The organism is Klebsiella sp. 1SOBk10mer, from assembly GCF_046602535.1.
GTDB lineage: Bacteria > Pseudomonadota > Gammaproteobacteria > Enterobacterales > Enterobacteriaceae > Klebsiella > Klebsiella quasipneumoniae.
Genome location: NZ_JBKIUP010000026.1, coordinates 1 through 12969, shown reverse-complemented (window position 1 = coordinate 12969; position 12969 = coordinate 1). Strand labels below are relative to the sequence as shown.

At 45.3% G+C, this 12969-nt stretch carries 7 protein-coding genes and 5 pseudogenes; 8 read left to right on the top strand and 4 right to left on the bottom strand.

The window, feature by feature from the left end; all coding sequences use genetic code 11:
- Positions 1 to 109: 109 nt before the first annotated feature.
- Positions 110 to 277: pseudogene (locus ACLH1I_RS25840) on the top strand (IS3 family transposase); the annotation flags it as partial.
- Positions 278 to 747: 470 nt separating this feature from the next.
- Here the strand turns inward: ACLH1I_RS25840 and ACLH1I_RS25835 are convergent.
- Positions 748 to 867, bottom strand: a pseudogene (locus ACLH1I_RS25835) (DDE-type integrase/transposase/recombinase); the annotation flags it as partial.
- Positions 868 to 1005: 138 nt separating this feature from the next.
- On the opposite strand from ACLH1I_RS25835, the gene ACLH1I_RS25830 reads away from it, so the two are divergent.
- From ACLH1I_RS25830 to ACLH1I_RS25810, 5 genes are all read left to right on the top strand, one after another.
- Positions 1006 to 2982: a TIR domain-containing protein gene (locus ACLH1I_RS25830; RefSeq protein ID WP_064171859.1), complete on the top strand. Its 1977-nt coding sequence runs from the start codon at positions 1006 to 1008 to the stop codon at positions 2980 to 2982.
- Positions 2983 to 3085: 103 nt separating this feature from the next.
- Positions 3086 to 5986, top strand: coding sequence for a hypothetical protein (locus ACLH1I_RS25825; RefSeq protein WP_198090431.1), 2901 nt, complete (start codon positions 3086 to 3088; stop codon positions 5984 to 5986).
- Complete coding sequence (locus ACLH1I_RS25820; protein ID WP_010431201.1) at positions 5983 to 6432, top strand: response regulator; 450 nt, start codon at positions 5983 to 5985, stop codon at positions 6430 to 6432. The genes ACLH1I_RS25825 and ACLH1I_RS25820 overlap by 4 nt, the downstream gene beginning before the upstream one ends.
- Positions 6429 to 7601 carry a response regulator gene (locus ACLH1I_RS25815; protein ID WP_032238613.1) on the top strand — a complete coding sequence of 391 codons (1173 nt, stop codon included), beginning with the start codon at positions 6429 to 6431 and terminating at the stop codon, positions 7599 to 7601. The genes ACLH1I_RS25820 and ACLH1I_RS25815 overlap by 4 nt, the downstream gene beginning before the upstream one ends.
- Before the next feature lie 100 nt (positions 7602 to 7701).
- Complete coding sequence (locus ACLH1I_RS25810; protein WP_074188320.1) at positions 7702 to 8184, top strand: DUF4231 domain-containing protein; 483 nt, start codon at positions 7702 to 7704, stop codon at positions 8182 to 8184.
- A 44-nt stretch (positions 8185 to 8228) separates the two neighbouring features.
- On the opposite strand, the pseudogene ACLH1I_RS25805 reads toward ACLH1I_RS25810, so the two are convergent.
- The 3 pseudogenes from ACLH1I_RS25805 to ACLH1I_RS25795 all read right to left on the bottom strand — a co-directional run.
- Positions 8229 to 8360: pseudogene (locus tag ACLH1I_RS25805) on the bottom strand (integrase core domain-containing protein); the annotation flags it as partial.
- A 106-nt stretch (positions 8361 to 8466) separates the two neighbouring features.
- Positions 8467 to 8913, bottom strand: a pseudogene (locus ACLH1I_RS25800) (integrase core domain-containing protein); the annotation flags it as partial.
- A 48-nt stretch (positions 8914 to 8961) separates the two neighbouring features.
- Positions 8962 to 9177, bottom strand: a pseudogene (locus ACLH1I_RS25795) (hypothetical protein); the annotation flags it as partial.
- 345 nt (positions 9178 to 9522) lie between these two features.
- Between ACLH1I_RS25795 and ACLH1I_RS25790 the strand changes: the two are divergent.
- Together ACLH1I_RS25790 and ACLH1I_RS25785 are read left to right on the top strand one after the other, a co-directional pair.
- Entirely contained in the window at positions 9523 to 11259 is a 1737-nt protein-coding gene (locus tag ACLH1I_RS25790) for an ATP-dependent nuclease (RefSeq protein ID WP_064171884.1), read from the top strand.
- Complete coding sequence (locus ACLH1I_RS25785) at positions 11249 to 12667, top strand: UvrD-helicase domain-containing protein (protein ID WP_001134628.1); 1419 nt, start codon at positions 11249 to 11251, stop codon at positions 12665 to 12667. The genes ACLH1I_RS25790 and ACLH1I_RS25785 overlap by 11 nt, the downstream gene beginning before the upstream one ends.
- Positions 12668 to 12969 lie beyond the last annotated feature (302 nt).

Genomic DNA, 12969 nt, shown 5'->3' with positions numbered 1-12969 from the left:
CGCTGAACAAAATGACGAAAGCAGGTATGCCTGAAAGCGTGCGTATTGCCTGAAAACACAACCCGCTACGGGGGAGACTTACCCGAAATCTGATTTATTCAACAAAGCCCGCGAACGGATAAAGAAAAAGATCTACGGAACGCGGGAAGAAGCCCGCAGCGATATCTTTGGTTACATCGAAATGTTTTATAACAGTAAGCGTCGGCATGGTTCGAGCAATCAGATGTCACCGACAGAATATGAAAACCAGTATTATCAACGACTCGGAAGTGTCTAGATTATCCGTGGCGATTCTACATGCTGATTTCAGTGGTTGCACCAAAAAACCATGAAGTAAAATACTCATGGAGGCTATTTAACTTATGTTGTGTGAGAATTTAGTTCATATACCAAAATTTAGCTATCCACATGATTTCAATGTATATTCACTATATATAGTTGAGTCTACCTCCAGATAACTTCATGAACTAGTAGGAAATGGGCGCCTAATGTGCATTTCTCGGCAACTTACTTAGTTACAGCATTTCCCAAATTAATCGTATAACCCGGCAAATCAAGATTTAGGTTGTATCTGATTGTCTTCTTGAATAATTTATGAATCTTAGTAACATTTAGATACACCAAAATCTAATCAGAACAGCTCTCTGAGGGCGGTAGCATTGTCAGGGTTGATTGGATTTGCATGAGGCCTTTGTCCCTGACCCGATATCCTGATCCATTCAGAAAAAGAATTCCGACATACGAGACAATCTCTTTTGTCATGCGGGGTTGCATTGACCAGCCGATAACTTTTCGGGAGAACAGGTCAACCACCAGGGCCAGATACATCCAGCCTTCGTGGGTTCGGATGTAGGTTATGTCCGTCACACTTACCGCTTAATGAATTTGATAAAGTGCAATAAAATTCAAGCTATTGATTTTAAGAACAACACGAACGTTTCAGTTTAGTGGTTGCTGCGCGCCGCAGATCCAGCCGCCTACATCAACTTTAGGAAGGTAATAAGTATGGGTAAGGCTATCGATATCTTGCTTTACGTGGCTCTAAGCGAGGAGTTTGATGTCGTTATAGATATGCTAGGATCAGATTTTGAATCCCAAGAGCAGGTAGGTGTTGCACTGACAGGTTTCTTCGGCAATATCGACTCGCCTGTTCTTAACAGAAGCTTCGAAGTTGCTGTGTTCCCGGCAGGAAAAATGGGCAATACCCGATCCGCTAGTCTTACTTCAGCACTTATCGAGAAGCTGAATCCGGCCAACATCGTGGTGCTAGGCATAGCAGGATCACTGGTAAACGACATGGAACCTGGCGATGTATTTATACCGGACACTGTGAATGAGTACATGGCAAATTCAGCGACCCATGGGGAAGGTAAAAACTGGAGTTTTACTACCTCAGGTAACCAATTTCAAAGCTCTTTGAGACTACTCAATAGGTTTCAATTTTTCGCACACACCAGTGGCGACTATTACAAACGTTGGCAGCAAGACACTCAGATTGCCAAGGCTGAACTCATTTCAGAAGAGGTACAGCTTGCCCTTGCTAGCAATGAACTGATCCTACGAGGTAGCTGTAAGCTCTTTGCCGGTGACGACCGTAAGTTGGCCAGCGGCCCAGCAGTAGGTAAAGGCAAGGGTTTTGTGGATTGGATCATCCGTGAACATGATCGTAAGGTTGCGGCCCTAGAAATGGAGTCGGCAGGTGTATACGATGCCGCGACTGTTCGCACAACGGCTCCACGAACTGTGGCCATCCGCGGCATTTCTGACTACGCGGACGCTCGAAAAGAAAAAATTGAAGACACAGCTAAAGGTAAGTTTCGAAATTTGTCCGCTAGAAACGCTGTTTCGTTTTTTATTCACACTGTCCAAGCTGGGATGTTCGGAGCTGAGGAAGAATTGGCGCAGGTCGCATTATCGCCATCGCCACATCTGCAGCTTGATTCTCGGGTGAAATCTGTATTCGTCATAGGTGGTCACACCGGTGAGACCGCAGATGTTGATGCTGAACTCCCACGTTTGAACAAGGCGTCGTTGACCCTTGGGCATGTTCTCGCGAAAGCGGGAGCACAGCTACTTATATGCAGCCCATTTACTGATTCGGTCGACTACTACGCAGCAATGGGCTATGCGGACTCTAAGTGTGGTGGATTAATCCAGTTCCATAGTCCCAGTCATCCAACAGTTGAGGAAAAGCGATGCCTTCTACGCAAAACGCTTGGACGACCTGGCCTCGTAATCCAGGATTGGAACTACCCTGGTCCAGAGGGCAATGAGGAAGACGCATGGTTCCAGTCCTGGTTTTTGGCCCAGATTCAGGCGCTGGAGAAAGCTGATGTGGTTGTTGCTCTGGGAGGGAAGGTTTCGCAAACGGCTAGTACACTTTTGCATCTTGCTGAGGCCAGGGGCCTTCCGATCATTCCGTTTGCATTCCTCGGTGGAGTGGCGAAGCGCTCATACGAGCGCCGAGATTGGTCGAGACTTAATCCAGGTTTTGACCCAAGCGTTTTGTGCGACGTCGATGGTGTTGAACATACGATTGAGATAGCTAATCGACTCATGTTAGATCGAATGCAGCCGAGCCGTCTCTTAGAGAGACCGAAAATGGTTTTTGTTAGTTTTGCTCATCAGGACGCCGAAATGGCCAATGCACTACGGGCCGTACTAGTAAAAGAGGGTATTGAGGTCCTAGTTGGTGACGATGAGATCAGGTCAGATCAGATGATCACAGCAACCATTGAGCAAGCGGTTCTTCGCAGCGATGTTTGTGCAGTTCTTTGGAGCCGTCAGTATGCCCAGAGCCCGTGGTGTTATGACGAAATGAGTCTGGCAATAAATCAGCAGGAATATGGCAAGATTAAGGTATGGCTTTTCAATCTAGATGACTCTCCGATTGTCCCAGCTCAGGCGCGCAAGCTGCCCACTATCTCTGTTAGGAATGTTCAGGCAATGCACAATTGCGTGCATGAGCTTTTGGGCAGGTAGTGGTTTGTCCCTGTCGACCTGTCGCAATGAGGCTCAGCGTCCTGCGGCTGATAGGTTAGGTATTTGTAAATAGCTTATCGTCTCTAACGTAACGGCACTTCAATTGCCAAAAGCATTAAAAAATAGGTATATAATGATTTTTCCATTTGATAATAAAAGTAATATTTCTGCCGTTCTAAGAATGTTAAAGAACTCTACACGAAATAAAGTTAGGGCGATTGCATCTGGAAGTGATACAGACTCTATAGATTTGATGAATAATCTAAGAGAAAAATGTAATGTCACTGAGTTGTACCAAGCAGAAAATGCAGTCAAGGCGTTGTCAATAGGTCGCAAGTTACTTCCAGATTTATTTCCTAAAGAGCCTCAGTTCAAAGATGACTTCATAAGGCTAGATGCTTTAGGTTTGGAAAAAAATCTTTCGTATATAGATAACGCAATAAAGTTAAATAAAAGAAAAGTTGAAAAATTCCTTGAGGATTTATTTGAGATAAACGAAAGTATATATCAAAATGATCTTTTTTTAGCAGAAAAACTAATAAATAAAGCTATAGAAAATCATGGTCATAGTCATCTTTTATTAAGGAAAGCAATATTTGTTATATCCAGCGATGAGATGTCTAAATTTGATAGCCTTTCAAGGATTATTACATCATATGGTGTAAGAAGTAACGTAGTAAACACTTTACTTTATTGTTTTAAAGAAGAACAAGACTATTTAAGCGTTAAAAAATCTGTAATGTCTACGAAAGACCGAGGAGTTTTCAATCAATTTACAAGAGACTTACTACGGATTGGATTTCATCCACATGCCAAAAACACTGCAGACCTGATTCAATTGACGCAAAGTTGTTTGCAGTCAAGTTTAGTGGATGCCATCATTATTACGAAAGTGAATAGTAATCTTTTTGATAAATCTAAATACATCAATATCGATTGGGTTTTTAAATTAATTGACAATAACTCAAAGCCTATTCAGGAAATTGTAAATCTAACAGAGCAATATGAAGATTCAGAAGGAGTTTTTTTCCAACGTAGTTGTGCTTGGCTAGAGAATGATGAAGTTGTTGAGTATAGATTGCTTATTGACCACTTTAATGACTCTCCTGAATCTCCATACTTTGAAATGAATGATGAATTAGTATTGAGAATAATCAAAAATGTAAGAGTTGAAGGTATTGAAGAAATTCTTACCAGTGAGAATTTGTTGGAGTTTGGTGGGAGCAAGTTGTCCGTAAATAAGTCGTCAATTTCAAATTCAGCGCTCCTAAATTTAATGATCCATATAAATGAAGGCATGATAATTACCACTGAAGATGTATTACTCCGATTAATGGAGAACACTCGAGATTTAGCACGAACAATAAATATCAGTTTTATCAAAAATTTTATACTGTCTTCACCAAGCGAGCTATCCGAGATTGTGTTGTTATTGTTGATTTACAAGAGAAGCAAAAATGAAGCTGACCATTATAAATTACGTAGAAAGCTACAAAACTATATAATTAAGTATAATGAATCAAACTTAGTTAATTTTATAGATAGTGTCGCTAAAAAGTCTCAAGCTGTTGCTGAATTCACATATGAGGTATGTACGGAAGATTTTATATCTAAGCTTAGTCATGTCATAGGTACGACTGAGAAAATTACAGAAACTAGAGCTAGTCTTCATGATTGGATGGGGGATCTAACTGGTGATACTAACTATAAGGTGAGAGCAAAAAACTTAAGAATAGATCACAAGATTAACCTCGTCAAAGGTGAACTAGACGACAATCGAATATATGTAGATACTTCTAAGTTTTTGGAGTGGATGCAAGATGAAATAGCGCAAGACCTAACGACAGTGCTTTCGTTTTCACTGCATGATAAGGAAGTGATTAATACAAATGAACCACAAATCACTCAAATAATTTCCAAGTGTTATTCAGAGTTTTGCTCTAATAACCTATTTGGTATAGCATCTTATTTAGGTAGAAGACTTCGACATGGTACTTTTAAAGGCCATTTGTATCATAGCGTAGTTAATGATATAGAGCAAACTTATGATGATATTATTGATGATCCTTTAATATTCCCTTTATGGGGAGCTTTTAAAGAAAGTTACAAAAATGAAGTGGACTCTATTGTTAAAAATAAACTTCATATAAAGAATGGCAGTACATTTGAAGGATTTCTTTCTCCAGAAATCACAGGTCATAACAAAATAGAAGTCCTGAACGGCTGCATTAACAATATCTATTCTGATTTCGATAAAAGCGAAAGCTCATACAACGCTATTTTATTAATTAATGAGTATTGTTGGAGGCTGGCTGAGATTGATATGAGATCTGTTCATGGCTTTTTGAAAAGTAGAAAAAATTATCTTGTAGATTTAGATTTGTTGAATGAAATTAAGAGAAAAGCGCTACAAACAAAAATGGACGAATCGAGGGTGTCTAGTTTTTATAGGGAAGTTCAGCGCCTAGTAAATGACAAATTGACTGATATGTATAGTTGGTTCAAAAAACCTCAAAGTATATCACCTAAAGCATCATTGAACCTGTTATATAAAGTAGTGGTAACTGAAGTTAAGCAGAGCTTTCCAAATTTTCAACCAGACACTAGCTTTGATGAAGACCACGACATCGAATTAATAGGAGGTGCTTATCATGTACTCTATGATGCTCTCTACGTCATTGTTTTCAATGCTGCAAAACATGGTAAAAATGCAGGTAGTGTTTATAGAAATTTCACAATTGAGCGTGATGAATTAAGTGCACTTGTCCGCGTGAAATTTGATTCAGAAATCTGTGATTCTTCGAGTGAATTTACTATTAATCAATTACTTAAAGTCGATTTAGATGATGCTGAGATTGATACAGCCCAAACTGTCGAAAACTTGAGTGGCATCAAAAAACTTTACCACCTAGACAAGTATGACGAGAACTTTGAAATAATTACCATAGAATGTGTTAAACGAAAAGTTTGCATCGATATGATTTACAGGTTGGGCCATCTATGAAAAATATATTGATTATCGAAGACGATAGTTTTAAGGCTGACAGCTTAGTCCAATTTTTGATTGGCTACTATTCGGATCCAGAAATCAAGATAGCTGGAAGCTTAGCTGAAGCTATTAACATTGTTAATAGTGACATTTTTAATCTGATTTTAGTGGATATGGCGCTGCCCAGTCATCCTTCCGTTATTGGCGGCGGTTCTCCAACATCTCTTCTAACAGGAGGGATTGATGTGCTGCTCGAACTAAATTATTTAGAGAGGAATGACCCATGTATCGTCGTAACTCAATACCCTGATATAGATATCTCAGGTAAGTTTTACGATTTAACTCAAGCTAAAATTGAATTCAAGACGCAGTTAGGGTGTAATGTCATGGCTTGTATTGAGTACAAAGAGGAAGAATCGTCTTGGCAAGAACATTTGAAAAGCATATTGGATAATTTATGAAAGTTTTAGTTGTAGAAGATAATCCGCAGAAGTTATCGGAAATCAAGGGTGTCTTAAATGGGATTGGATTTGAGATAAACATTAAAGAATGCGATTCTATTTTTAAATTCAACACAGAAATAACCAAGGAAAAATTTGATTTAGTAGTTGCTGATTTGGTTCTGCCTATATTTGGTAAGGATGAGGAAGAGCCTCAAGATGTTACTTCGAAAATTATAGAGCTAATTAGAGATTATGAGTCTAAAAACTATAAGACACCAGTTATTGCAATCACTCAATTTTCAGACTCAGCTGAAAGTAATTTTTCAAACCTCAATAAATATGACATCAATGTAATAACTTATGAGCAGGGGTCTGACGAATGGAAATCGGCTTTTTTTAGGAAGATCGAGTTATGCATCCCAAAGACTACTTATGATTTTATTATTGTTTGTGCTTTAGAGAAAGAAGCAGCTGCTTATATCGAGGCCGGTTACGCAAAGCCCAAGACTTCAATCAAGTATGGACTTTCTTGTCAGGATATGATGATTGAAGGACATAAAGGCCTTATAATTGTCCCTCCACGAATGGGATTGGTTAATACATCTATCGTTAGTGCGCGAGCTATTGATTTATTCGAACCCAAAATTATCTGCATGAGTGGTATTTGTGCTGGTATAGAGGGGAATGCTAACATTTACGACATAGTCATTCCTTCGCAGTGCGATCAGCATGATGCAGGTAAATGGACAAGTAAAGGTTTTGTACCAGAAAGTTATTCAATTCCACTGATTCACGATACCGAAATCGCTATCAATAGAATTGTAAAAGAAGATGGGTTTGTTGATGCAGTCGCGCAAGGTGTGCATCTTTCAGAATCTGAAATGGTAGATGGGTCATCAACTTTAGATGTGAAAATATATACCGCAACAACATCTAGTGGTAGTAGTGTAATTGCTGACGAGAAGATGTTGGACTACATTACTTCACAACATAGAAAAAAGACTGCCTTTGAAATGGAATCTTACGCACTTTATGAAGCTGCACGACGCTCTCCATTAAAACCAAACTACTTCAGTGCTAAGTCTGTCGTAGATAACGGTAATACTAATAAGGGAGATGAGTATCATAGAGTAGCCGCTTTGATATCTGCTAAGGCTGTGTATGGGTTAATAAAAGAACTTATTTAAAGTTTTGAATTATTCTATTGGTTAGGATTATCGCTTAAATTTCTATTAGCTAGAAACTGTAGAATAAACAACAAACAAGTACTATAAATTGAGGTAATGTATGTCTAATTTAAACGATTTAGGCACAGAATCAGCGGCGAGTTACGCTTTAGGTCAAGCAAAGCATTTTCAATCGAAAGCAGATCACAACAAAGCTGAAAGTATTTGGTGCTTTCGTGGAGTAATGATTTGTTCGTTACTTGCTCCTTTATTCGTCAGTCTCGGGGAAGGCGTGTGGTTGTCAAAGGTTATTCCATCAGTACTATCGGCGATAGCCGCATTTTCTACCGCATGGCTTCAGCTAAGAAAACCTCAAAATCTTTGGTCAGTTTACAGAACAGCACAGAGAAAAATCGAAACTACTCTAATTCATTACAAATACAAAACAGAGGATTACGAGGAAACCAGCGATGTTGGTGCTGATAAGTTACTTATATCAAAAGTGATTAGTTTTGCTACAGAAGCCCATCATATGTGGATTAAAGCTCTACCCGATACTAACTCACTAAAGGAGTCCATACATATTGAGGCCAAAGACAAGTAGTGTAAGCAAACCTAGTTTACTTCACTCACTTTTGAGAGTTCCGTTTAATCAGCCAACAGCCGGTATTCCTTCGGCGTCAGGTTCTTAAGGGAACCATAGGGACGCTCGCTGTTGTACTCATTCTGCGAGTGTTCCGTAATTTCCCGTACTTCATTCAGCGTTCTGAACAGGTAAAATACCATGTGACCTGCCCCCCAGTATTAAATACAACCGTCAGTGAGTAATGGACTGACCTGACCCTGACCCCGAATATGATCCATGCATAATCAGGAATAACCGGCTTCAGGTTGGTTGCTTATTCTGGCAACCGGCAGATTTCTCGGCGAATTCGCACGGGGTCATCCAGCCCAGTGCAGAATGGGGACGACTCTGGTTATAGTGTATGCGCCAGACCTCGATTTTGCACCGGGCATCCTCCTTGGACATAAACCAGTTCTCGTTCAGGCACTCCTGCCGCAGCCTGCCGTTGAATGACTCCACCGTAGCATTATCCGTGGGCGTGCCTGGCCGTGAGAAATCGATCCGGATATCACGTTCGTACACCCATTTATCCAGCATTTTCCCTGCAAATTCAGAGCCATTATCTGTCTTCAGTAGCTGCGGTAATGGGCGTCTCAACGCGATAGTGTCCAGCATCTCCGCCACTTCTGAAGAGCGCAGGTTCTGGCCCACGCAGATCCCCAGACATTCGCGCGTGTAGAGATCGATTACCGTCAGCAGGCGAAACCGCGCGAGCGCGCCAGACACATCGCTGAGAATGATGGGTTTCAGGCGGGTTTTAACCTGAACGTAAATGCGCTCCTGCCCGGAGTTCAGCTCAATATCCTCATCCAGCTCAACGGTCACTGCCTCCACGCTGGCTTTCTGTGCCAGCAGCAAGCAGCCAACGGCATACAAGTGCTGATAAAGGAATCCCCGGTGTACGGCTTCAATACGTACCAACTGGGCAGAGTCCAAAACATCCGGCGTAGATTTTTCTTCGCTTCCCCGCATTTTTGTTCCTCAAGTTACTTGTCAGAAGTACCCAAGATTTACCTATCAGCGTGCGCAATGGAACTTAAGTATGGCTACCAAAAGTTTGACCAGAACACACGGATTAATCGGTGCGCAACAATTTCACCTCATATTCTGGTGGAGGCTGATGTAGTTCGTATGGTGTTACATCAATAAATTGAAGGAAATCCACCCGCTGTCAGATATGTCAGTAAAACAGGCTATATATCATTGATTAAGAAATTCGGGGGCGTTACTTTTATCCGTGTCAGTGCACTGGCTGCGCATTTGTAGTTATCTTTACGACAGGCGAGTGGACAAAAAGAATAAAAGAGGGAGAGTCCCATGGTCAGAGTTTGTAAAGTTGAAATCCAGAACTTCCGATCTATTCGTTTGCTGACCTGGTTGCCTTCGCCAGGGCTCAACTGCCTCATGGGCCCTGGGGACAGTGGCAAGACCACCATTCTTGACGCTATAGATTTGTGCCTGGGGGCGCGGCGTAATGTCAGTTTCAGCGACACCGATTTTTTTGGTCTCGATGTGACTCAGCCCATCAGTATTACCCTGACCCTGGGGTCATTGCCGGATGCGCTGAGGACAATGGAAACCTACGGCAATTATTTGCAGGCATTCAACAGCGCGACGGGGCAGATACAGGAAGAGCCCCAGCTCGGGCTGGAAACGGTTTTGTGTCTGCGGCTTAGCGTCGACAGTGAACTGGAGCCTAACTGGACGCTGGTGTCTCAGCGTGCCGAAGTGCTAGGTCAGGAACGCAATCTGGCCTGGAAAGATCGGCTGCTCATCGCACCGGCGAGACTTGGCACCTATGCAAGCTCAAATTTGTCCTGGGCACGCGGATCGGTGCTTAATCGGCTCACGGAGGAGCGCCCTAATCTGGGGGCTGAACTGTCAAATGCTGCGCGTCAGGCCCGAACCAGTTTCGGTGGTCAGGCAGCGGTACAACTCGCGGCAACGCTGGACGTAGTTACTCAGAAGGCCAATGAGTTGGGTGTGCCGGTCGGTGGTCGGACTCAGGCCTTACTGGACGCTCACGCGGTTTCTATCGGCGATGGTGCAATTGCGCTGCACAACGCCGCTGGTGTGCCGCTGCGTTCTCTTGGTACGGGGTCGTCCCGTCTTCTGGTGGCAGGAATGCAGCGTGCTGCCGCGCAACGGGCCTCCGTGGCGCTGGTCGATGAAGTGGAATACGGACTCGAACCGCATCGGCTTACCCGGTTACTGAACTCACTGGGGGCCAGGGAAACACCGCCGCCACTTCAGGTTTTTCTGACCACACACTCTCCCGTGGCCGTGCGTGAGCTTAATGGCAACCAGCTCTTTGTCGTGCGGGGCCATCCGACAGCACCCCACCTGGTGCTGCCGGTGGGCATTTCCGATGATATTCAAAGTACGCTCCGGGCCGACCCCGAAGCCTTTCTGGCGCGTAGCGTGATCGTCTGTGAAGGGGCGAGCGAGGTAGGGTTAATCCGCGGGCTGGATCACTACTGGACCTCCCTCAACGGTAATTCCATGCTTAGTGCAGGAACCGCATTCGTGAATGTTGGTGGAGGAGAGCCTGACCGATGTTTTGTGCGTGGGCTAGCACTGAGTCGACTTGGCTACCGTGTGCTGGTTCTGGTGGATGCGGATAAGCCGCCCACCCCGGCGACGGTCGAGGCCTTCGAGGCTGCGGGTGGAGAACATATCACATGGCGAGCCGGTCGCGCGCTGGAGGATGAATTGTTTATGAGCCTGCCGGATGCAGGCGTCGACGCGCTGCTTCAACGAGGCATTGAGCTTATGGAGGAGGAACTGGTGGCGGCACATATCCAGACGCAATCCAACGGTCAGGTAACGCTTGCCCATATTCGGCAACAGCGGCACCTGATTGGGGGGCCTTATTCTCCTGAAATACGACAACTATTGGGACTCACTGCGCGTAACCGACGAAACGGGTGGTTTAAATCGGTGACCCGGTATGAGGATGTGGCGCACGATATCCTCGGTCCTCATCTCCCCGCGTCCGATGCCGGGTTCCAGGCGCTGATTAGCCGGCTTTACTGGTGGGCACATGCCGCCTGACTACAACCTGCTGGAATATCATCGGGGGGCGATTACGGCCCCGGCCGGGTGCGGTAAAACACAAATCATTGCGGATACCCTGGCCCTGCATACGGGGACCAGGCCGGTACTTATCCTCACGCACACCAACGCGGGTGTGACAACACTGCGTCTGCGTATGCAACGTGCCGGGGTTTCTGCCGTGGCCTACCGTATCGCCACCATTGATGGATTTGCCATGCGTCTTGTGGCGATGTTTCCGGCGCGGAGTGGGCTCAATGTTGAGGTCCTTCAACTACGCAATCGCAGAACTGACTATCCCGCTATACGGCAGGCTGCCTGCCAGTTGCTGCAGGCAGGGCATCTCAATGATATTCTGGCGGCCAGTTACGCTCACCTCATCGTGGACGAATACCAGGACTGCAACCTGGTGCAACATGCACTGGTAACCGCGCTATCAACGGTGCTGCCTGCCTGTGTACTGGGTGACCCCATGCAGGCCATTTTTGGCTTTCGGGGGAACCAGCTCGTGGACTGGGATGCACATGTACTCTCTCACTTTCCACTGATTGGTGAGCTCAATCATCCATGGCGCTGGGCTAACGCAGGGGCGCCGGAGCTCGGTCGCTGGCTTCTGGACTGCCGACGGATGTTGCTGAATGGTAACGCCATTGACCTTCGCCAGGTGCCTGCTGAGGTGACCTGGGTGCCGTTACGGGCAGAAACAGTTGTTCAGCAGCGCCTTACTGCAGCCCTGACACGCGCTGTCACCGCAAACGGGCAGGTACTGGTGATTGGAAACAGCTATGACACCCGCGGGCGTCAGCAGATGGCCAGCCAGACCCCGGGAGCAACGACCGTCGAAGCCGTCGATTTAGTCGACCTTACCGACTTTGGTGCAGCGTTTAACCTAGACGCTGCGGATGCGTTGACGCGCCTGGTGCAGTTTGCCGCAGGCGTCATGACCCAAGTTGGCCCCGCAGCATTGCTGCCCCGTCTGGAAACGCTACGAAGAGGGCGAGCCCGCAACCCGCCGACGGTTGCCGAAGCAGCGTTAGTGGCATTTGCAGAGAGACCCGGTTTTACGCTGGCCGCTGAGGCACTGCGCCTTCTGACCCGCCAGGATAATGCGCGGGTCTATCGGCCAGAGGTTTTGCGCTGTTGTTTGCGCGCCTTGCAGTCGGCTGCTGCCGGAGGCTGCACATTTGCAGACGCCACGGTAAACGAGCGCGAACGCAATCGCCACGAGAGTCGACCATTGGCCCGGCGTGTAATCGGCAGCACATTGTTGCTAAAGGGACTGGAAGGGGAGGTGGCAGTCATCACATCCCCGGAAGAGATGGATGCACGACACCTCTATGTCGCTATGACGCGGGGATCTTCGCGGCTGGTTGTGTGCTCGCTAACTCCCATATTGACGGCCCGCTAACTCCGATGCTAAGCGCCCTTGCTCGCAAATCGCACCTTCCTTAAGGGCAGTGCCTGACGTACAGCCCTATCAAATAGCCTGGCTTCTATCACCATTCCTCACGCCTTGCCGGTGAATCAAACTCCTTTTCTACAAAATTTGCAGGGTTTGTATAAGTTGAAAGCGGTGCAGAACTGAGCGAAATCTCCACCCGGCTTTGTTGAATAAATCAGATTTCGGGTAAGTCTCCCCCGTAGCGGGTTGTGTTTTCAGGCAATACGCACGCTTTCAGGCATACCTGCTTTCGTCATTTTGTTCAGCGC